The following is a 19,471-nucleotide window of genomic DNA, read 5'->3' on the forward strand; positions in this document are numbered from 1 at the left end:
ACCTTTTCCAGAGAGGACGAACAATGCTGAAATTTACCGAAGAACACGAGTGGCTGCAGATCGAAGGCGGCGTTGCGACGGTTGGCATCACCAATTATGCCGTCGATCAGCTCGGCGACCTGGTTTTCGTCGAACTGCCGGAAGTCGGTGCGACCTTCTCCAAGAACGGCAATGCCGCGACCGTCGAATCCGTCAAGGCGGCCTCAGACGTCTATTGTCCGCTTGACGGCGAGATCACCGAGGTCAATCCGGCCATCGTTGCCGATCCGTCGCTGGTCAATTCCGATCCGCAGGGCGCCGGCTGGTTCTTCAAGTTGAAGCTTGCCAATCCCGCGGATGCCGACGGCCTGCTCGACGAGGCGGCCTACAAGGAGCTCACCGCGTAATGACGACGCCGACCGAATTCCAGTTCACCGACTATCAGCCCTACGATTTTGCCAATCGCCGTCACATCGGCCCCTCGCCGGCCGAGATGACCGACATGCTGAAGGTGATCGGTTACAACAGCCTCGACGGCTTGATCGATGCGACGCTGCCGCCCGCCATCCGGCAGAAGGCGCCGCTCGTCTGGGGCGCGCCGATGACCGAGCGCGAGGCGCTCGACAAGCTGCGCGAGACCGCCAACAAGAACAAGGTGCTGGTCTCGCTGATCGGCCAGGGTTACTACGGCACCATCACGCCGCCGGTCATCCAGCGCAATATCCTGGAAAACCCCGCCTGGTACACGGCCTATACGCCTTACCAGCCGGAGATCAGCCAGGGCCGTTTGGAAGCGCTCCTCAACTACCAGACGATGGTTTGTGACCTCACGGGCCTCGACGTCGCCAACGCCTCGCTGCTCGACGAGGCGACCGCTGCTGCCGAAGGCATGGCGATGGCCGAGCGCGTCTCCAAGTCGAAGGCCAAGGCTTTCTTTGTGGATGCCGACTGCCATCCGCAGACCATCGCCCTCATCCGCACGCGCGCCGAACCGCTCGGCTGGAGCGTCATCGTCGGCAATCCCTTCACCGATCTCGATCCGGTCGATGTTTTCGGGGCGATCTTCCAGTATCCCGGCACCCATGGTCACATCAATGATTTCACCGGCCTGATCGCCCGCCTGCATCAGGCCGGCGCCATAGCGATCGTCGCCGCCGACATTTTGGCGCTGACGCTGCTGAAATCACCCGGCGAAATGGGTGCCGATATCGCCGTCGGATCCTCGCAGCGCTTCGGCGTCCCGGTCGGCTACGGCGGCCCGCATGCGGCCTATATGGCGGTCAAAGACGCCGTCAAGCGCTCCATGCCCGGCCGTCTCGTCGGCGTTTCCGTCGATGCCCGCGGCAACCGCGCCTATCGCCTGTCGCTGCAGACCCGCGAACAGCATATCCGCCGCGAGAAGGCGACGTCGAACATCTGCACCGCCCAGGTGCTGCTCGCCGTCATGGCTTCGATGTATGCGGTCTTCCATGGCCCCAAGGGCATCAAGGCGATTGCCCAGCAAGTGCACCAGAAGGCCGTGCTGATGGCCAAGGGCCTGGAAAAGCTTGGCTATAAGGTTGAACCCGAAAGCTTCTTCGACACGATCACCGTCGATGTCGGCCACATGCAGGGCCTCATCCTGCGCGCAGCCGTCGCCGAAGGGGTCAATCTGCGCAAGGTCGGCGAAACCCAGATCGGCATGAGCCTTGACGAGCGCACGCGGCCGGCGACTCTTGAAGCCGTCTGGCGCGCCTTCGGCGGCAATTTCCAGGTTGCCGATTTCGATCCTTCCTACCGGTTGCCGAAGGGCCTGCTCAGAACAAGCGATTACCTAACCCATCCGATCTTCCACATGAACCGTGCCGAAAGCGAAATGACCCGCTACATCCGCCGGCTCTCCGACAGGGATCTGGCGCTCGACCGCTCGATGATCCCGCTCGGCTCCTGCACGATGAAGCTCAATGCGACGGCGGAAATGCTGCCGATCACCTGGCCTGAATTTTCCGATATCCATCCCTTCGTGCCGGCAGACCAGGCACTCGGCTATCGCGAAATGATCGACGACCTGATCGAAAAGCTCTGCGCCGTCACCGGCTACGACGCTTTCTCCATGCAGCCGAATTCCGGCGCGCAAGGCGAATATGCCGGCCTTTTGACGATCCGCAACTTCCATATCGCCAACGGCGAGGGCCATCGTGACGTCTGCCTGATCCCGACCTCGGCGCATGGCACCAACCCGGCCTCGGCCCAGATGGTCGGCATGAAGGTTGTGGTCGTCAAGGTGCGCGAGAACGGCGACATCGATCTCGACGATTTCCGCGCCAAAGCTGAGGAGCATGCGGCAAACCTCTCCTGCTGCATGATCACCTACCCCTCGACCCACGGCGTCTTCGAGGAGACCGTCAAGGAAATCTGCGATCTGGTGCATACCCATGGCGGCCAGGTCTATCTCGACGGCGCCAACCTGAACGCCATGGTCGGCCTGTCCCGCCCCGGTGACATCGGCTCCGACGTGTCGCACCTCAACCTGCACAAGACCTTCTGCATCCCGCATGGCGGCGGCGGCCCCGGCATGGGCCCGATCGGCGTCAAGGCGCATCTGGCGCCCCACCTGCCCGGCCATCCCGAGACCGACGGCCGTCCCGGCGCGGTTTCGGCCGCGGCCTTCGGCTCGGCCTCGATCCTGCCCATCTCCTGGAGCTACTGCCTGATGATGGGCGGCGAAGGCCTGACCCAGGCAACCAAGGTGGCGATCCTCAACGCCAACTACATCGCCACCCGGCTGAAGGGCGCTTACGACGTGCTCTACAAGTCGAAAACCGGCCGCGTCGCGCATGAATGCATCATCGACACTCGTCCGCTGGTCGACAGCTCGGGCGTCACGGTCGACGACGTCGCCAAGCGGCTGATCGACTGTGGCTTCCATGCGCCGACCATGAGCTGGCCGGTCGCCGGCACGCTGATGATAGAGCCGACGGAAAGCGAGACTAAGGCCGAACTCGACCGCTTCTGCGAGGCTATGCTGGCGATCCGCGAGGAAGCCCGCGCCATCGAGGATGGCCGCATGGACAAGGTGAACAACCCGCTGAAGAACGCCCCGCACACGGTGGAAGACCTCGTCGGCGAATGGGATCGTCCCTATAGCCGGGAACAGGCCTGCTTCCCGCCCGGCGCCTTCCGCGTCGACAAATACTGGTCCCCGGTCAACCGCGTCGACAACGTCTACGGCGACCGCAACCTGATCTGCACCTGCCCGCCGGTCGAAAGCTACGCGGAAGCAGCAGAATAACGGCAAATCGGCAAGCCCCTCCCGCGGGTAGGGAGGGGCGGCCTGCGCGTCGACTTTCGCTGTATGGCAAGGGCCGAACTCGGCAATGCCCGTTTCAAGGCAGTGAGTTCAAATTTAACCTTTCTTAGCAAGTCTCTGTTAGCAATTGAAAATGGACGGGTTTTCTCCAGCGGGGATGTTGCCGTCTACCTTTTGTTTTGCGTGCAGGTTCTCATGCGTCCATCGGCTTTGCCAGCAATCCTCCTTGCCGCCCTGGTCCTGTCCGGATGCGCCGCCAGTTCCGGGGCCGAAGATGTGCTCACGCCTGTCCCGTCGGCGGAAACAACCAATGCAATCACCAAGCCGAGCGGCCCGATACCGGCCGCCGCCGTCGGCGACATGGCACAAACAAGCGCGCCGCAGGAAGCGTTGAGCTGGACCGGACCGGTTCCCGAACCTGAGGCGCTCGTGCCCGCCGACAGGCCGGTCGGCATGCCGATGCCGACGGAAAGACCGGTGGCGATGCTGATGCCCGCCAACCCGGATGCCGATCTCGATGCCGGCAGGAAATCGCCGTCACGCGGACAGATCTACGGCCACCGATTCCGCGACGCCAAGCCGATCAATTTTGGTTCCACCTCGCCGAGAAAGCTTGCCGTGCACGGCGTCGACGTATCGCGCTGGCAGGGCGAAATCGACTGGGAGACATTGAGGAAGCAGGGCGCGAACTTCGTCTACATCAAGGCGACGGACGGCGGCGATCACCTTGATCCGATGTTCAAGAAGAACTGGCGCCGCGCCAAGGAAGCCGGCCTCAAACACGGCGCGTATCACTTCTTCTACTGGTGCCGGACGGCCGGCGAACAGGCCGATTGGTTCATCCGTAATGTACCGAGGGAAGCAAACGCGCTTCCGCCCGTCATCGATGTCGAATGGAACGGCGAGTCGAGCTGCAAGCGGCGCATCTCCCCCGCCCGCGTCCGGGAAAAGATGCAGGTGTTCATGGACAAGCTGGAGCGCTACTACGGCCAGCGCCCGATCATCTACACCGCGCCGGATTTCTACCGCGACAATTTGAAGGGCCAGATGCTCGACTATCCCTTCTGGCTGCGCTCGGTTGCCGCCCACCCCTCGAAGGTCTATCCGGGCCGCAAGTGGCTGTTCTGGCAATATTCCGGCTCCGGCCTTTCCGAAGGCGTCGAAGGCAAGATTGATCTCAACGTCTTCAACGGCAACGAAAGCGATTGGCACGACTGGGTGGCGTCGCGATAGCGAAGCTGGTTCCGTGCCAATCCGGAACAAGCGGAACGGCAGGACGCACATCCTGTAGGTCGTTGCTAAGGCAACGCCTTCAGCATTCCCTAAATCCTTGCGGATAAAAGACGATCATCCAGTTCTGGGGAAACGGCTGATGAGCATATCGGGCATCACGAGCACCGCCCTTTCGGGCATGCGGGCGCAGACGACGCGGATCGGCGCGATCGCCAGCAACGTCGCAAACAGCAGCACATCAGGTTACGCCAGACTGAACACCAGCATCACTTCAGTAGTATCAGGCAGCGTTCAGGCGACCGTCAGCCCGACCGCGTCGGATGTCGACCCAGCCACCGAACTGACCGACTTGCTCGAAGCCGAACAGAGTTACAAGGCGAACGCCGTGGTCTTCGAGACCGGTGCCGACATGTGGGAAATGCTGATGAGCATCAAGCGCGACTGAGCGCTGCCGTATGATGCTGCGTCGCAGATAATTTAACTCTGGCCGGAAAATTTAAAGACAGCCCGCCGGGTCAGGAATGCGCCGGCTCGCTCTGCCGCTGTGCGGCAAGAGCTGCCAGATCGGCGGGTTTCAGCTCGACGGATTCGCCGCAGCCGCAAGCCGATGTCTGGTTCGGATTGGTGAAGGTGAAGCCGGAGCGCAGCGTCGTCTGCTCGAAGCCCATTTCGGTGCCGAGCAGATAGAGCACCGCCGATGGTTCGACCCAGACCCTGGCGCCGTCGCGCTCGATCAGATCGTCCTTGGCATTCGGCTCGGTCACCAGGTCGATGGTATATTCCATCCCGGCGCAGCCGCCCTTCTTGATGCCGACGCGAACGCCCTTGGCCTCCGGGCCGGAATTCTCGACGATCGCCTTGACGCGGGCCGCGGCCCCATCCGTCATGCTCATCACTGCAAAGCCCATCGGCCCATTCTCCTTCCACAACCGGGGTCAAGATCCGGTGCTTCATGATTCAAATGTAGTCGTCCGAGGTAAACGGATCAATACCGCGGAATGTCAGTACCAGCCGACGGCGACCTGCGCCTCTTCGGACATGCGATCCGGCGTCCACGGCGGATCGAAGGTCATCTCGACCTCGACGCCGGACACGCCTTCGACGGCGCCGACGGCATTTTCGACCCAGCCGGGCATCTCGCCGGCAACCGGGCAGCCAGGTGCGGTCAAGGTCATCATGATCTTCACCATCCTATCGTCCTCGATATCGATCTTGTAGATCAGACCGAGTTCGAAGATGTCGGCCGGGATTTCCGGATCGTAGACGGTTTTCAGCGCGCTGATGACGTCGTCGCTGAGCCGCGCCAGCTCATCGGTCGGAATGCTGGAATGCACGATGCCTTCGCGCACGTCGATCTTCTGTTCGCTTTCGTCCAGGCTCATCACGGACACTCCTCAAGCAAAGAACTTGCGCGCATATTCAAGCGCATCGGCCAGGGCATCGACCTCGGCGCGGGTATTGTACATGCCGAAGGATGCACGGCATGTGGAGGTGACGCCGAAGCGTTTCAAGAGTGGCATGGCGCAATGCGTGCCGGCCCGCACCGCAATGCCCTGCCGGTCGATCACCATCGAGACGTCATGGGCATGGATGCCGGCAAGCTCGAAGGAAAAGATGCTGCCCTTGTCGGGCGCCGTTCCGAAGACGCGCAGCGAATTGACCGACTTCAGCCGCTCGACGGCGTAAGCCGCAAGATCGGCCTCATGGCGGGCGATCGCCTCGCGGCCGACCTTCTCCATATAGTCGAGCGCATAACCGAGCCCGATCGCCTGGACGATCGGCGGCGTGCCGGCCTCGAAGCGATGCGGCGGATCATTGTAGGTGACCGCGTCCTCGGCGACTTCGAAAATCATCTCGCCGCCGCCCTGGAACGGGCGCATCTGCGAAAGCCGCTCCTTCTTGCCGTAGAGCACGCCGATTCCAGATGGGCCGTAGAGCTTGTGGCCGGTCATCACATACCAGTCGCAATCGATGTCCTGCACATCCACAGGCAGGTGCACCGCACCCTGGCTGCCGTCGATCAAGACCGGAATGCCGCGCTCATGCGCAATGCGGCAGACCTCTTTGACGGGAACGATCGTGCCGAGCGCATTCGACATATGGGTGATGGCGACGAGCTTGGTGCGCTCCGTCAGGCTCTTCTCAAAGTCCTCGATATGAAAGGCGCCCTCATCGTCCACCGGCACCCAGACCAGTTTGGCACCCTGCCGCTCGCGGATGAAGTGCCAGGGCACGATGTTGGAGTGGTGCTCCATGATCGTCAGGACGATCTCGTCGCCTTCGCCGATCTCAGGCATGCCCCAGCCATAGGCGACGGTGTTGATCGCCTCTGTCGAATTCTTGGTGAAGACGATGTCGTTGACCGAAGGCGCATTGAGAAAACGGCGTGCCTTCTCGCGCGCCGCCTCATAAGCATCGGTCGCGGCATTGGAGAGATAGTGCAATCCGCGATGCACATTGGCATATTCATGCGAATACGCATGCGAGATGGCGTCGATCACCACCTGCGGCTTCTGCGCCGAGGCGCCGTTGTCGAGATAGACCAGCGGCTTGCCGTGCACCTTCTCCGCCAGGATCGGAAAATCCCGGCGGATGGCTTCGACATCGTATGGCGTGGCCGGCAAGATCTTGTCCATTGCTATATCCGATCAGGCGTGCTTTTCGAGCCAGGCCGAAATCACGCCTTCCAGCGCCTCGACCAGGGCCTCGTCTTCCAGTTCCTCGACGATCTCGGCGACGAAAGCGTTGACGAGCATAGCCCGCGCCTTGTTCTCCGGAATGCCGCGCGCCATCATATAATAGAGATGATTGGCGTCGATATCGGTCACCGTCGCCCCATGGCCGCACTGCACATCGTCGGCGAAGATTTCAAGCTCGGGTTTGACCGAGAATTCGGCATCGTCGGACATCAGCAGCGTATTGCAGGCCATCTTGGCATCGGTCTTTTGCGCATCGGGTGCCACCCGGATCATGCCCTGGAAAACACCCTTGGCGCGGTCGAAGACGACGTTGCGAATCACTTCGGTCGAGCCGGTGTGCGGCACGTCGTGGCCGAGCACCATCGTCACGTCGGTATGGCTGTCAGCGCCGAGCAGGTTGATGCCGCGCAATGTCAGATCAGCGCCCTCGCCCGTCACCTTGATATGCAGCTCCTGGCGCACCAGCTTGCCGCCGGCATTGATGACGAACAGGCGAAGCTTGGCGTCGGCGCCGAGATCGATGCGGATCTGGCCGAGATGCGTATCCTCGGCTCCGTGCTGTTGCAGGATGATCCAGGTCAGCTCCACACCTTCGCCGACAGTGATGTCGCTGACGTGGGACACGAGTGCCGGATCGCCGGTCACCGCAAGATGACGCTCGATCACCGTCGCTTTGACGCCAGAGGCGAAGGCAACAGGAAGACGCGTATGTGTCTGCCCGCCGGCATGGACGAACTGGATTTCGAGTGGAGCGTCAAGCTCGGTATCGGCAGGCACGTCTATGACATAACCGTCGCGCACGAAGCTGCCGTTGATGCGGCCGACCGCGTCGTCGCTGCCGAGCGCATCGAGGCCGTCCGCGGCGGAGCCGTCGAGCAGATGTTCGCTATAGGCCGAAACGCCAAGACCGTCGGCGGCAGCCTTCTGGTTGGCATGACCCTGGATCACCGCCAGCACCGTAGAGCCGTCGACAAGCAGCTCAAGCGCGTCGGAGCCGGCGTCACCGACCTGCGGCGGCAAGGTGCGCAGCAGGTTTTTCAGATCGGTGTAGTGCCAGGCTTCGATGCGGCGCGTCGGCAGGCCGGCCTTCTTCAGATCATCGAGAAGCCGGTCGCGCAGCGCCGTCACCGCGCCATTGCCCGGCAGATCGCCGATCTGATGGTTGAAGGCCTCGATCAGCGCAGTTTCCGCCGCGGTCAGGCGGCTCGTCGTCTGCATGTTCATGGACGTCGTCCTTTCCACCCGAGATCAGGCCGCCGCGCCGATGATGTCGGCATAGCCGTTGGCCTCAAGCTCATGCGCCAGCGTCTTGTCGCCAGACTTGATCACCTGGCCCTTGTAGAGCACGTGGACGGTATCCGGCACGATATAGTCGAGCAGGCGCTGGTAGTGGGTGATGACGACGACGGCGCGGTCCGGCGAACGCAACGCATTGACGCCGTCGGCAACGATCTTCAGCGCGTCGATGTCAAGGCCGGAATCGGTTTCGTCGAGCACGCAGAGCTTCGGCTCCAGCAGCGCCATCTGCAGGATCTCGGCGCGCTTCTTCTCGCCGCCGGAGAAGCCGACATTGAGCGGCCGCTTCAGCATCTCGGTGTTGATCTGCAGTTTGCCGGCGGCATCCTTGACCCGGCGCATGAAATCCGGCGTCGTCAGTTCGTCCTCGCCACGCGCCTTGCGCTGCTCGTTCATCGCCACCTTCAGGAACTGCATGGTGGCGACACCCGGAATTTCCACAGGATACTGGAAGGCGAGGAACACGCCCTTGGCGGCGCGTTCGGCCGGATCGAGCTCAAGAATGCTCTCGCCATTATAGAGAATGTCGCCCTCGGTGACTTCATAATCGCTGCGGCCAGACAGCACATAGGAGAGCGTCGACTTGCCGGAGCCGTTCGGCCCCATGATTGCGGCAACTTCGCCGGCCTTTACCGTCAGGTTCAGGCCACGGATGATCTCGGTGCCGTCTTCGGCAATGCGAGCATGGAGGTTTCTGATTTCAAGCATCTTTGGTTCCTGCGTTTTCTCTGCGTAGCTCATCGGAGCCTCGCGTAATTTCTAAGGACATCGACATGTTGTGCTCGGCGCTATCGCCCCAAAAAACGGAAAACGCGGAAAACCGCGACCGTTACGAGCCAAACCCATTCGAGAAATTCCGGGATCCCCTGAATGATCTCTCCCGGTTTTTCCATGCGCTGCCGGAGAAACACATAAGGCCGCTCCGGCGGCGTTTCCGTCTCGTTTCTTTGCTCGCGGGGGCGAATTTTCGCCAATATCTCCCCGCGCATATTCTCCAGACGTTCAAGAATACGCTTCTTGTCCGCCTCGCTCATGTCAGCCCACTGAGCCCTCAAGCGAAATACTGATCAGCTTCTGCGCCTCGACGGCAAATTCCATCGGCAGTTCCTGCAGCACTTCCTTGACGAAGCCGTTGACGATCAGCGCGATCGCCGCTTCGGTGGGGATGCCGCGCTGCAGGCAGTAGAACAGCTGGTCTTCGGATATCTTCGAGGTCGTCGCTTCGTGCTCGAACTGCGCCGTCGAGTTCTTCGCCTCGATGTAGGGCACGGTATGGGCGCCGCACTTGTCACCGATCAACAGCGAGTCGCACTGGGTGAAGTTGCGCGCATTCGAAGCCTTGCGGTGGGCCGAGACCTGGCCGCGATAAGTATTGTTGGAAACGCCGGCGGCGATGCCCTTGGAGACGATGCGGCTCGACGTGTTCTTGCCGAGATGGATCATCTTGGTGCCGCTGTCGATCTGCTGATGGCCGTTAGAGACGGCGATCGAATAGAACTCGCCGCGGCTGTCGTCGCCGCGCAGGATGCAGGACGGATATTTCCAGGTGATCGCCGAGCCGGTTTCGACCTGCGTCCAGGAGATCTTCGACCGGTCGCCGCGGCAGTCGCCGCGCTTGGTGACGAAGTTGTAGATGCCGCCCTTGCCTTCCTTATCGCCCGGATACCAGTTCTGGACGGTGGAATATTTGATCTCGGCATCGTCGAGCGCAACGAGCTCGACCACCGCGGCATGCAGCTGGTTTTCGTCGCGTTGCGGCGCCGTGCAGCCTTCGAGATAGGAGACGTAGGCGCCCTCTTCCGCGATGATCAGCGTGCGCTCGAACTGGCCGGTGCCCTTCTCGTTGATGCGGAAGTAGGTGGAAAGTTCCATCGGGCAGCGAACGCCCTTCGGCACGAAGACGAAGGAGCCGTCGGTGAAGACCGCCGAATTCAACGTCGCGTAATAATTGTCCGAAGTCGGCACGACAGAGCCGAGATATTTCCGGACGAGATCGGGATATTCGCGGATCGCTTCCGAGATCGACATGAAGATCACGCCGGCCTTCTTCAGCTCCGCCTTGAAGGTGGTCACGACCGAGACGCTGTCGAAAACGGCGTCGACGGCGATCTTCGGCTTCTCGACGCCGGCCAGGATCTCCTGCTCACGCAGCGGGATGCCGAGCTTCTCATAGACCTTCAACAGTTCCGGATCGACCTCGTCGAGCGACTTCGGACCCGGCGTGCTCTTCGGCGCGGCGTAATAATAGATGTCGTTGAAATCGATCTTCGGATAGTCGACGCGCGCCCAGGTCGGCTCTTCCAGCGTCAGCCAGCGGCGATAGGCCTCGAGGCGCCATTCCAGCATCCATTCCGGCTCCTGCTTCTTGGCCGAAATGAAGCGGATGATGTCCTCGGACAGGCCTTTCGGCGCCTTGTCCATTTCGATGACGGTCTCGAAACCGTATTTGTACTGGTCGACATCGATCAGGCGGACCTGGTCGATCGTTTCCTGCACGGCAGCCATTTCATTCTCCAATCTCGCCGGATCCAAGGTCCGGCAGCTTGTAGCGCATGGGCAATACTCTTGCCCCTGATGTCGGGCAATTCCTTGCCCTTGATATCGGGCAAATTCCTGCCCTTGATGTAAGAGGCCAAAAGGGACTTTTCAGCCCGGTTGGCAAGCAGAAATTTGCGTTTCCGCAAGTTTATGACGCGGTCAGGCCGCCTCGCCCGCCGACCTGCGCCGGCAGGCGATCTTTGCAAAAGTGGCAATCGCCCGGTCGATATCCTCTTCCGTCGTCGAAAAGCCGAGCGAGACGCGCAAGCCCCCGAGCTTGGCATCGCGCCCCATCGCCGTCAGGACATGGCTTTCGCCGAGCCGGCCGGATGAGCAGGCCGAGCCCGCCGAAAGCGCCACGCCTTCGAGATCGAAGGCGATCTGCCCGGTCTCGGCCTTCAGCCCCGGCAGGGTAAAGAAGATCGTATTGGCGACACGTTCGCCGCCCTCGCCATGGATCACCACATCGGTTGCTGCCTGACGCATGCCGGCCTCCAGGCGCTCGCGCAGCGCGCCGATCGCCGCATTGCGTGCCTCGAGTTCGTCGGCCGCGGCTTCCGCCGCCGCGCCGAAGCCTATCAGCGCCAGTGAATTCTGTGTCCCCGACCGATGACCTCGCTCCTGGCCCCCACCCTGGATCAACGGCCGCGGCATCAGCGCCTCGCCGCGGGCAATCAGCGCGCCGGCGCCCTTCGGCCCGCCGATCTTGTGCGAGGAGACAATCATGAAATCGGCGCCGATCCTGCCGATGTCGAGCCCGATACGGCCGGCCGCCTGAACGGCGTCGACGACGAGCAGCCCGCCATGAGCGTGGACGATCTTTGCCGCCGCCTCCACAGGCTGGACGATGCCGGTCTCGTTGTTGACGAGCATGATGGCGACAATCGGCAGACCAGCGGCCTTGTCATGCGCATCAAGCAGCGCGCCCAGCGCCTCGAGATCGACGATACCGGCTGACGTGACCGGAATCTCGGTCATCTTCTCTTTGGGAAAGCGGCCGCCTTCGCGCACTGCCGGATGCTCGATTGCCGAGAAGTAGAGGCGGCCAAGCTGAAGCGGCGTGCGGCCCATGCGGAAATCCGGCGTCAGCACCAGATTGGCGGCCTCTGTCGCGCCGCTGGTAAAGACCACATTGCCAGCGTCGGTGCCGATCAGCGCCGCCACTTTGCGCCGTGCACATTCGATTGCGGCGCGGGCGGCCCGGCCTTCGCCGTGAACGGAATTCGGATTGCCGAAAATGTCGATGGCGCGCATGATCGCCTCGCGGGCTGCAGGGTGCAGCGGCGCTGTGGCATTCCAGTCGAGATAAAGGCGTGGCGGCGCCATGATCTTCAGTCCTGCGCTTGACAAGCTTGCTTCAGCACCCACGGCTCATTTTTCTTGAAATTTCCGCCGGGCTTGCCTTATGACACATTCACGATGCGTGGATCGCCATGCAAGTTTCGAATTGTTCTAAACTGCGTTTTAGAAAAGCTGACAACACTAGTCAAGTCATGTTGTCGTCCGACGCAGCGCGAACGCGAAATAAAACCCGGAGTACCAATGCCCGAAGTTATTTTCAACGGCCCAGCCGGCCGTCTTGAAGGCCGCTACCAGCCCTCCAAGGAAAAAAGCGCGCCCATCGCCCTGATTCTGCATCCGCATCCGCAGTTCGGCGGCACGATGAATAATCAGATCGTCTACCAGCTCTTCTACATGTTCCAGAAGCGCGGGTTCACGACGTTGCGCTTCAATTTCCGGGGCATCGGCCGCAGCCAGGGCGAATTCGACCACGGCGCCGGCGAACTCTCGGATGCTGCCTCGGCGCTCGACTGGGTCCAGAGCCTGCACCCTGATTCGAAGACCTGTTGGGTCGCCGGTTATTCCTTCGGTTCCTGGATCGGCATGCAGCTCTTGATGCGCCGGCCGGAGATCGAAGGCTTTATGTCGATCGCCCCGCAGCCGAACACTTACGACTTTTCCTTCCTGGCGCCCTGCCCCTCCTCCGGCCTGATCATCAACGGCGAGGCCGACAAGGTAGCGCCGGAAAAGGACGTCAATGGCCTTGTGGAGAAGCTGAAGACCCAGAAGGGCATTCTGATTACCCACCGCACCGTTTCCAACGCCAACCACTTCTTCAACGGCCAGGTGGAAACGCTGATGGGCGAATGCGAGGACTACCTCGACCGCCGCCTGAACGGCGAGTTGGTGCCAGAGCCGGCCGCCAAGCGGATCCGCTGACCTCATAGCGCCGAAACCATCCCGCTCGGCACGATCCAGGTCGCTTGGGTCGATTGTACCGGAACAGATCACCTACCGTGTTGCAATCTATATTGCAGTGCGGTAGGTTCCTCGCGATCCTAACTAAAGCGAGGTCCGCAATGACCAAGTCGTTCGGGGAAGTCCTGGATAAGTATAGGGGTATCGGTCCGGGGTTCGACTTTCTTCGAATTGGGCTCGCCTTTTCTATCGTATTGACCCATTCCTTTTTGCTGACAAGGAATGATGCCTTCATCAGGGGCTCGGTACTCTGGTTTACCGAATATGCTCTTGTTCCGATGTTTTTCGCGTTGAGCGGATTTCTGATCGCCGGCAGTGCCCAACGCCTGAGCCTGCGGAACTTCCTGATCAATCGCGGCTTGCGAATCGTCCCCGCACTGGCCGTCGATATCGTCGTTTGTTCGCTGATCATCGGGCCGATCATCACGGTCGTCTATCATGCCGACTATTTTACCGATCCGCGATTTTTCAAATACTTCCTGAATATCGTCGGCTGGATCCATTACGAGCTGCCGGGTGTCTTCCAGGACAATCCCAGCCAGCGTGTCAACGGCGCGCTCTGGACGGTTCCCTGGGAAATCTTCTGCTACATCATCATGTCGTTCCTGATGATCACCGCCATCGTGAAGACCCGCTATAAGCTGCTCGCCGTGACGGCCGCCTATATCGTCCTCGGCCTGATCGTGCAGAAAATGCCCTATCTGTTCCCGGGCTCGATCAAGCCGATCGCGCGCTTTCTGTTCATGAGCCGGGGCTCGCAGCTGATAACGGCATTCATGATGGGCATCGTCGCCTTTCAGTTCAAAGCCGTCATTCCGTATTCCCGCTGGCTATTTGCTGCCGCCTGCCTGGTTTGCGTCGTCGCCATTGTTACCCTCGACAGCCAGGCAGTGGAGTCGGTGATCAACCGGCCGATCGTCATCACCTCGCTGGTTTACATCACAGTCTTCATCGGCCTGTCGGAAGTTCCGATTCCCGCCTTCTTCAGGAAAGGCGACTATTCCTACGGGGTCTATCTCTACCACGATCCGTTCTTGCAGATCTGGATCAGCTCTTTCCCCACGGTCTTTCTCTATCCGAAATATGGTGCACTGGCGCTCTATCTCGTCGGCCTGCCCTCGGCCCTCGCCGTCGCGGTCCTGTCCTGGCATTTCATCGAGAAGCCGATCCTTGGCCTTCGCAAGAAATTCTCGTTCATCGCCCAGGTCAGGGGCGTCGAGGATGGCAATCAGGCTGGGCGCGGATCCAATGTCCGGCCAGTCGCCGTAAAGAGTTAGGGCTTTGCCGGCCGCATGGTCGGGACTGAGGAAACCGGGCCGCGTCTTCAGCATCACCCTCTCGCTCATGGCCTTGCGAGCATCCCGCCGCTGACGGGGGCGGTAACGCCCGTCGTGCCAGGAAATGTCAGCGGCAGCCCGTCCAGCGAGCGGACGGCGAGATAGCCCCAGGCCTCGGCCTCCATAGCGTCGCCATCGAAGCCGGCCTGCTCGGCGGTCAACACATGCGATCCCAGTGCTTCGGCCATGGCCGAAAACTCCGCCATCACTGTGGCGTTTAGCCGCCCGCCGCCGCAGACGATATAGATCGACGGGCTCTCCGGTAGGAAACCGGCAGATTTGACGATCGCGGCGGCAGCGACATGCGCGAGCGTCCGGGCGCCGTCTTCGAGACTCGCTTCGCCATCCCGAAGCGGCGCGAAATCGCCGCGATCGAGCGAGCGGCGGACATTGCCGCGGAAGAACGGGTTATCAAGGTAACGCTCCGCCAGGGCGGCCACGACCTTGCCGCGTCCGGCGATCTCGCCGCCGGGATCGTAAGTTTTGCCGGTCTGCATCTCCACCCACTGGTCGATCAGCGTATTGCCCGGGCCGCTGTCGAAGGCCGATATCCGCCCGTCCGTGCCGATGAAGGTCAGGTTGGAAATACCGCCGATATTGACGAAACAGACAGCCTGCCCGGCCTGCTGGAATTTTCCGGCCAGTGCCGCATGATAGGCCGGCACCAGCGGCGCGCCCTGGCCACCATGAACCATATCGTTGGCACGCATGTCATAGACCACCGGTATGCCGGTTTGGCGCGCCAATTCTTGGCCGTCGCCGATCTGGACCGTCAGCCCCTCGTCGGGCCGGTGAAGCACGGTCTGGCCATGGAAGCCGAGGACATCGACGGCATCGGCAGCAAGCTCGAAACGCTCCAGGAATGCCGCAACGGCAATTGCATGCCGTTGGGTCAACTCAAGCTCGATGTCGCGAAGTTCAGCGGAGCGGCCGTTCCTGTCGGTCAGCGGTCGCGCCAGTTCGAGCGCCCGTTTCAGCTGCCCGCGGAAATCGGCCTCATAGGGCACGCCCAGGAACGGCCCGCGGTCGATGAAGCCGCGGCCGTCGGTCCTGATCAGCGCCACGTCGATTCCATCCATCGACGTGCCGCTCATCAGGCCGATCGCGGTTCTGATGACATCCATGAGGCTTGCCTCCCATGCGATTCCCGGATGCACTTTTATAAAAACAGTGCTAAACGCGCCGCGACAGATCAACAACAACGAACTTGCGTGAAGCCATATGGGTCAAGCGCAGACACCAAGAGACGAAAGCCATGTCCGAGTTCAAGTCCGATTTCCTCCGCACGCTGAAAGAGCGCGGCTTCATTCATCAGGTTTCCGATGAACGTGGCCTCGACGATATGTTCGCCAAGGAAACCGTGACGGCCTATATCGGCTACGACCCGACGGCATCCAGCCTCCATGTCGGCCATCTCACCCAGATCATGATGCTGCACTGGCTGCAGGCAACCGGCCACCGCCCGATTTCTCTGATGGGCGGCGGCACCGGCATGGTCGGCGACCCCTCCTTCAAGGAGGAAGCCCGCCAGCTGATGACGATCGAAACGATCGAGCAGAATATCGCCTCGATCAAGAACTGCTTCTCGAACTATCTCGACTACGACAAACCCGGCAATGCCGCGCTGATGATCAACAATGCCGAATGGCTGCGCTCGTTGAACTACCTCGAGTTCCTGCGCGATGTCGGCCGTCATTTCTCCGTCAACCGCATGCTGTCCTTCGACAGCGTGAAGACGCGCCTTGACCGCGAACAGTCGCTGTCCTTCCTGGAATTCAACTACATGATCCTCCAGGCCTACGACTTCGTCGAGCTTGCCAAGCGCTATGACTGCCGTCTGCAGATGGGCGGTTCTGATCAGTGGGGCAATATCGTCAACGGCATCGATCTCGGTCACCGCATGGGGACACAGCAGCTCTACGCACTGACATCGCCGCTGCTGACGACGTCATCAGGCGCCAAGATGGGCAAGTCGGCATCCGGCGCGGTCTGGCTGAATGCCGACCTGCTCCCCGTCTATGACTTCTGGCAATATTGGCGCAACACCGAGGATGCCGACGTGCCGCGCTTCCTCAAGCTCTTCACCACGCTGCCGATGGATGAAATCGCACGGCTTTCGGCGATCGGCGGTTCGGAGCTGAACGAGGTCAAGAAGATCCTGGCGACCGAAGTTACCGCCATCCTGCACGGCCGTCCGGCCGCCGAGCAGGCTGCGGAAACGGCGCGCAAGACCTTCGAAGAAGGCGGGCTGTCGGAAAACCTGCCGTCGGTCGATATCCCTGCGACCGAACTTGACGGCGGCATCGGCCTGCTGTCCCTGATGGTCCGCGCTGGCCTTGCCGGCTCGAACGGCGAAGCGCGCCGACACGTCCAGGGCGGCGCGGTGCGCATCAACGACGAGGCGATCAGCGACGAACGCCGTCTGATCGGCAGCAACGAAATCACCGCCGACGGCGTCATCAAGCTCTCGCTCGGTAAAAAGAAGCACATTTTGATCCGCCGCGCCGCCTAAGTGGATTCTGTTTCGAATGGATATCTAAAGCGTGTCGCGATCTTTCAGATTCGCTTGCACGCTTTATGTCTTTGTTTTTTCGCATGTCTTTATCGTAAAACCGCTGCACACTTTTGCGAGACATGCTTTAAGCCGGCGTCCGCGCCGGCTTTCTTTGTCCAACTCCTGTATAGGCGGGTAACCCTCACTCAATGCCTGGCCGAGAAATCGCGTCCATTCGTTCAGCCTCCTGGAAGACATAGGGAGGCGGATTGGCGTCTGGCGCGCGCGTCACGCGTGACCACCAGCTGATCGAGAAGGTCGGCGGCGTTACCGTCGCGTCGAGAGGAACCGTCAGCACATGGGCGGAACGAATGAGCTCGGTTGGCCTCAGCCTGTCGCTCTTTTCTGCAGAATGCGAAACCTCTCCAGCTGCGGCGGCGATCACCGCGACCGATACGAAAGAGACTGTCCGAGCGCACTGCATGGCATCCTCCGACATCGCGCCGACCATTATTTGCTAGCCGGAAGCTGCATTACATCAGAATTACCTAAAATAGGCAAAGCATCATTGCCCGACTGGACAGTATAGGTCGGAATCAACGGATAAGCCGTGCGACAAAGACCGCTTTATCGGAACCTTTTCCGCCCGCCGGGATTTGCGACCAGATTGGATTGGAGCTCCGGCATGATCAACGACCTCTGGTATAAGAACGCCGTCATCTACTGCCTCTCGGTCGAGACCTTCATGGATGCGAACGGTGACGGCGTCGGTGATTTTCAGGGGCTGATGCGGCGCCTCGACTATCTCTCCGGCCTTGGCGTGACGGCGATCTGGCTGATGCCATTCCAGACGTCGCCCGGCCGCGACGACGGCTATGATGTTTCCGACTATTACAATGTCGACCCGCGCTATGGTTCGCTCGGCGATTTCGTCGAATTCACCCATGGCGCCAAGCAGCGCGGTATCCGCGTGCTGATCGATCTGGTGATCAATCACACCTCCAAGGACCATCCCTGGTTTCAAGACGCCAGGAGCGACCCGCACTCACGCTATCGCGACTGGTACGTCTGGTCAGACAAAAAACCTGCGAATGCCGATCAGGGAATGGTCTTCCCCGGCGTCCAGAAGACCACCTGGACCCATGACGAAAAAGCCAGGGCCTATTATTTTCACCGCTTCTACGACCACCAGCCCGATCTCAACACCTCCAATCCCGAGGTGCAGACGGAGATCCTCAAGATCATGGGCTTCTGGATCCAGCTCGGCGTCTCCGGCTTCCGGATGGATGCCGCCCCCTTCATAATCGAGACGAAAGGCGCAGACGTTTCCAAGCCCGTCGAGCAGTTCGACATGCTGAGGAAGTTTCGCGAATTCCTGCAATGGCGACTGGGCGATTCCATCATTCTCGCCGAGGCCAACATCCTGCCGAAAGACAATTTCGAATATTTCGGCGATGACGGCGACCGCATGCAGATGATGTTCAATTTCCAGGTCAATCAGGCGCTGTTTTATGCTCTCGCCAGCGCCGATACGCGGCCGCTGAAGAAGGCGATGGAGACGACGAAACCGCGCCCGGCCACCGCCCAATGGGGTCTGTTTCTGCGCAATCACGACGAACTGGATCTCGGTCGGCTGTCGGAAAAGCAGCGCGGCGCGGTCTTTGCCGCCTTCGGACCCGAAAAGGACATGCAGCTTTATGACAGGGGCATTCGTCGTCGCCTGGCGCCGATGCTCGGCGGCGACCGCCGCAGGATCGAGATGGCATACAGCCTGCTGTTTTCGCTGCCCGGAACGCCTGTCATCCGCTACGGCGACGAGATCGGCATGGGCGACGATCTGGCCTTGCCGGAGCGCAATTGTGCCCGCACGCCGATGCAGTGGTCGACGGAACCGGAAGGCGGTTTCACCAAGAGTGGAAAGCCTGTCTCGCCGGTTATCAAGGACGGCCCCTACGGGTTCCAGCATGTCAACGTCGCCGAACAGCGGCGCGATCCCAATTCGCTGCTGAACTGGACCGAACGGATGATCCGGATGCGCAAGGAAGCCCCGGAGATCGGATGGGGCGATTTCTCCGTGGTCGACACGGGTGACGACGGCGTGCTGGCGCTTCGCTACGACTGGCGCGGCAATTCCGTGTTGATCCTGCACAATCTGCATGCGCAACCGGCAGAAGTAACCTTCGATCCCGATGTCGGTGAAGACGGACGACAGCTGATCGACATTGCCGATGGCGCGAGCAGTGAAGCAGACGATAAAGGCTTTCACACCGTCAGGCTCGATGCCTACGGCTACCGCTGGTATCGCGTCGGCGGCCTCGACTATCTCCTCAGGCGCAAGGAGATTTAG

At 60.9% G+C, this 19,471-nt stretch carries 18 protein-coding genes; 8 read left to right on the forward strand and 10 right to left on the reverse strand.

The window, feature by feature from the left end; genetic code table 11:
• Positions 1 to 23 precede the first annotated feature (23 nt).
• From gcvH to OS035_RS08790, 4 genes are all read left to right on the forward strand, one after another.
• On the forward strand, positions 24 to 386 hold the full coding sequence (gene gcvH / locus OS035_RS08775) for a glycine cleavage system protein GcvH (RefSeq protein WP_097628636.1): 363 nt from the start codon (positions 24 to 26) through the stop codon (positions 384 to 386).
• Complete coding sequence (gene gcvP / locus OS035_RS08780) at positions 386 to 3,250, forward strand: aminomethyl-transferring glycine dehydrogenase (protein ID WP_331813612.1); 2,865 nt, start codon at positions 386 to 388, stop codon at positions 3,248 to 3,250. Before gcvH ends, gcvP begins: the two co-directional genes overlap by 1 nt.
• Positions 3,251 to 3,463: 213 nt before the next feature.
• Positions 3,464 to 4,501: a glycoside hydrolase family 25 protein gene (locus OS035_RS08785; protein WP_097628655.1), complete on the forward strand. Its 1,038-nt coding sequence runs from the start codon at positions 3,464 to 3,466 to the stop codon at positions 4,499 to 4,501.
• Between the two features lie 139 nt (positions 4,502 to 4,640).
• Positions 4,641 to 4,946: a flagellar basal body rod C-terminal domain-containing protein gene (locus OS035_RS08790; RefSeq protein ID WP_097628634.1), complete on the forward strand. Its 306-nt coding sequence runs from the start codon at positions 4,641 to 4,643 to the stop codon at positions 4,944 to 4,946.
• A 70-nt stretch (positions 4,947 to 5,016) separates the two neighbouring features.
• Here the strand turns inward: OS035_RS08790 and sufA are convergent, their stop codons facing one another.
• The 8 genes from sufA to OS035_RS08830 form a co-directional block, all read right to left on the reverse strand.
• Positions 5,017 to 5,409, reverse strand: a complete 393-nt coding sequence (gene sufA / locus OS035_RS08795) for a Fe-S cluster assembly scaffold SufA (protein ID WP_003586280.1) — start codon at positions 5,407 to 5,409, stop codon at positions 5,017 to 5,019.
• Between the two features lie 93 nt (positions 5,410 to 5,502).
• Entirely contained in the window at positions 5,503 to 5,883 is a 381-nt protein-coding gene (locus OS035_RS08800) for an SUF system Fe-S cluster assembly protein (protein ID WP_097628633.1), read from the reverse strand.
• A gap of 12 nt (positions 5,884 to 5,895) precedes the next feature.
• Entirely contained in the window at positions 5,896 to 7,137 is a 1,242-nt protein-coding gene (locus OS035_RS08805; RefSeq protein ID WP_331813613.1) for a cysteine desulfurase, read from the reverse strand.
• Between the two features lie 12 nt (positions 7,138 to 7,149).
• A complete protein-coding gene (gene sufD / locus OS035_RS08810) occupies positions 7,150 to 8,424 on the reverse strand; it encodes a Fe-S cluster assembly protein SufD (protein ID WP_331813614.1) in 1,275 nt (424 codons plus the stop codon).
• A gap of 24 nt (positions 8,425 to 8,448) precedes the next feature.
• A complete protein-coding gene (gene sufC / locus OS035_RS08815) occupies positions 8,449 to 9,204 on the reverse strand; it encodes a Fe-S cluster assembly ATPase SufC (RefSeq protein WP_037073856.1) in 756 nt (251 codons plus the stop codon).
• 80 nt (positions 9,205 to 9,284) lie between these two features.
• Positions 9,285 to 9,530: a hypothetical protein gene (locus OS035_RS08820; RefSeq protein ID WP_003586275.1), complete on the reverse strand. Its 246-nt coding sequence runs from the start codon at positions 9,528 to 9,530 to the stop codon at positions 9,285 to 9,287.
• Between the two features lies 1 nt (position 9,531).
• On the reverse strand, positions 9,532 to 11,001 hold the full coding sequence (gene sufB / locus OS035_RS08825; RefSeq protein ID WP_003568892.1) for a Fe-S cluster assembly protein SufB: 1,470 nt from the start codon (positions 10,999 to 11,001) through the stop codon (positions 9,532 to 9,534).
• A gap of 192 nt (positions 11,002 to 11,193) precedes the next feature.
• On the reverse strand, positions 11,194 to 12,360 hold the full coding sequence (locus OS035_RS08830; RefSeq protein WP_331813615.1) for a cysteine desulfurase family protein: 1,167 nt from the start codon (positions 12,358 to 12,360) through the stop codon (positions 11,194 to 11,196).
• Positions 12,361 to 12,576: 216 nt separating this feature from the next.
• Between OS035_RS08830 and OS035_RS08835 the strand changes: the two genes are divergently transcribed.
• Together OS035_RS08835 and OS035_RS08840 are read left to right on the forward strand one after the other, a co-directional pair.
• The gene (locus tag OS035_RS08835; protein WP_003568896.1) at positions 12,577 to 13,254 is read left to right on the forward strand and encodes an alpha/beta hydrolase; all 678 of its coding nucleotides are present in this window, start codon (positions 12,577 to 12,579) and stop codon (positions 13,252 to 13,254) included.
• 140 nt (positions 13,255 to 13,394) lie between these two features.
• Positions 13,395 to 14,570 carry an acyltransferase family protein gene (locus tag OS035_RS08840; protein ID WP_097628628.1) on the forward strand — a complete coding sequence of 392 codons (1,176 nt, stop codon included), beginning with the start codon at positions 13,395 to 13,397 and terminating at the stop codon, positions 14,568 to 14,570.
• Between the two features lie 65 nt (positions 14,571 to 14,635).
• Here OS035_RS08840 and OS035_RS08845 read toward each other — a convergent pair whose 3' ends face one another.
• Positions 14,636 to 15,754 (reverse strand): anhydro-N-acetylmuramic acid kinase, encoded by a 1,119-nt coding sequence (locus tag OS035_RS08845; RefSeq protein ID WP_331813616.1) that lies wholly within the window; start codon positions 15,752 to 15,754, stop codon positions 14,636 to 14,638.
• A 131-nt stretch (positions 15,755 to 15,885) separates the two neighbouring features.
• Here OS035_RS08845 and tyrS point away from each other — a divergent pair, with 131 nt between their 5' ends.
• The gene (gene tyrS / locus OS035_RS08850; protein WP_183781833.1) at positions 15,886 to 17,142 is read left to right on the forward strand and encodes a tyrosine--tRNA ligase; all 1,257 of its coding nucleotides are present in this window, start codon (positions 15,886 to 15,888) and stop codon (positions 17,140 to 17,142) included.
• A gap of 184 nt (positions 17,143 to 17,326) precedes the next feature.
• Here the strand turns inward: tyrS and OS035_RS08855 are convergent, their stop codons facing one another.
• Positions 17,327 to 17,608, reverse strand: a complete 282-nt coding sequence (locus tag OS035_RS08855) for a hypothetical protein (RefSeq protein ID WP_183856800.1) — start codon at positions 17,606 to 17,608, stop codon at positions 17,327 to 17,329.
• A gap of 201 nt (positions 17,609 to 17,809) precedes the next feature.
• Between OS035_RS08855 and OS035_RS08860 the strand changes: the two genes are divergently transcribed.
• Complete coding sequence (locus OS035_RS08860; RefSeq protein WP_097628625.1) at positions 17,810 to 19,471, forward strand: alpha-amylase family protein; 1,662 nt, start codon at positions 17,810 to 17,812, stop codon at positions 19,469 to 19,471.

This window comes from Rhizobium sp. 268 (assembly GCF_036571585.1).
Lineage (GTDB): Bacteria > Pseudomonadota > Alphaproteobacteria > Rhizobiales > Rhizobiaceae > Rhizobium > Rhizobium redzepovicii.

Coding starts and splice junctions, on each gene's coding strand:
- OS035_RS08840 (WP_097628628.1), top strand. CDS start 13,395: ATGACCAAGTCGTTCGGGGAAGTCCTGGATAAGTATAGGGGTATCGGT.
- OS035_RS08790 (WP_097628634.1), top strand. CDS start 4,641: ATGAGCATATCGGGCATCACGAGCACCGCCCTTTCGGGCATGCGGGCG.
- sufB (WP_003568892.1), bottom strand. CDS start 11,001: ATGGCTGCCGTGCAGGAAACGATCGACCAGGTCCGCCTGATCGATGTC.
- OS035_RS08800 (WP_097628633.1), bottom strand. CDS start 5,883: ATGAGCCTGGACGAAAGCGAACAGAAGATCGACGTGCGCGAAGGCATC.
- tyrS (WP_183781833.1), top strand. CDS start 15,886: ATGTCCGAGTTCAAGTCCGATTTCCTCCGCACGCTGAAAGAGCGCGGC.
- OS035_RS08855 (WP_183856800.1), bottom strand. CDS start 17,608: ATGCAGTGCGCTCGGACAGTCTCTTTCGTATCGGTCGCGGTGATCGCC.
- OS035_RS08785 (WP_097628655.1), top strand. CDS start 3,464: ATGCGTCCATCGGCTTTGCCAGCAATCCTCCTTGCCGCCCTGGTCCTG.
- OS035_RS08835 (WP_003568896.1), top strand. CDS start 12,577: ATGCCCGAAGTTATTTTCAACGGCCCAGCCGGCCGTCTTGAAGGCCGC.
- sufC (WP_037073856.1), bottom strand. CDS start 9,204: ATGCTTGAAATCAGAAACCTCCATGCTCGCATTGCCGAAGACGGCACC.
- gcvH (WP_097628636.1), top strand. CDS start 24: ATGCTGAAATTTACCGAAGAACACGAGTGGCTGCAGATCGAAGGCGGC.
- OS035_RS08805 (WP_331813613.1), bottom strand. CDS start 7,137: ATGGACAAGATCTTGCCGGCCACGCCATACGATGTCGAAGCCATCCGC.
- gcvP (WP_331813612.1), top strand. CDS start 386: ATGACGACGCCGACCGAATTCCAGTTCACCGACTATCAGCCCTACGAT.
- OS035_RS08830 (WP_331813615.1), bottom strand. CDS start 12,360: ATGGCGCCGCCACGCCTTTATCTCGACTGGAATGCCACAGCGCCGCTG.
- OS035_RS08845 (WP_331813616.1), bottom strand. CDS start 15,754: ATGGATGTCATCAGAACCGCGATCGGCCTGATGAGCGGCACGTCGATG.
- sufA (WP_003586280.1), bottom strand. CDS start 5,409: ATGGGCTTTGCAGTGATGAGCATGACGGATGGGGCCGCGGCCCGCGTC.
- sufD (WP_331813614.1), bottom strand. CDS start 8,424: ATGAACATGCAGACGACGAGCCGCCTGACCGCGGCGGAAACTGCGCTG.
- OS035_RS08860 (WP_097628625.1), top strand. CDS start 17,810: ATGATCAACGACCTCTGGTATAAGAACGCCGTCATCTACTGCCTCTCG.
- OS035_RS08820 (WP_003586275.1), bottom strand. CDS start 9,530: ATGAGCGAGGCGGACAAGAAGCGTATTCTTGAACGTCTGGAGAATATG.